Origin of the sequence: Psychrobacter sp. TB55-MNA-CIBAN-0194, assembly GCF_040309505.1 — a bacterium.
Classification (GTDB): domain Bacteria; phylum Pseudomonadota; class Gammaproteobacteria; order Pseudomonadales; family Moraxellaceae; genus Psychrobacter; species Psychrobacter fozii.
Map to the genome: position 1 here is coordinate 1 of NZ_JBEOOW010000514.1, position 255 is coordinate 255.

Consider the following 255-nt stretch of genomic DNA (forward strand, 5'->3'; position numbering starts at 1 on the left):
GGTTATAACTTAGGTCCTTACAAAACTGCCTTGCTAATAATGGTGCTTCTCGGTTGTCTGCGGTATGAAAAAATACATAGGGCGTTTTTCCTTCATCAAGCCACTGTTTTACTTTACTAAGCCAAGGCTTATAAAAGGTTTTATATTCACTTTGTAAATTAGCAATAACAAAACGTGCCATGGGTTGCTCACTTGTAGCAATAGCATGCACGGGCAGATGCGGCTTTTTTTGTTGTGCATCAATCAGCGCTTCTG

At 40.0% G+C, this 255-nt stretch carries 1 protein-coding gene; it reads right to left on the reverse strand.

Going from position 1 to position 255, the window contains the following annotated elements; all coding sequences use genetic code 11:
* The coding region (locus AAEY75_RS16090; protein ID WP_352260160.1) for a DUF72 domain-containing protein at positions 1-255 on the reverse strand (255 nt) is incomplete at both ends.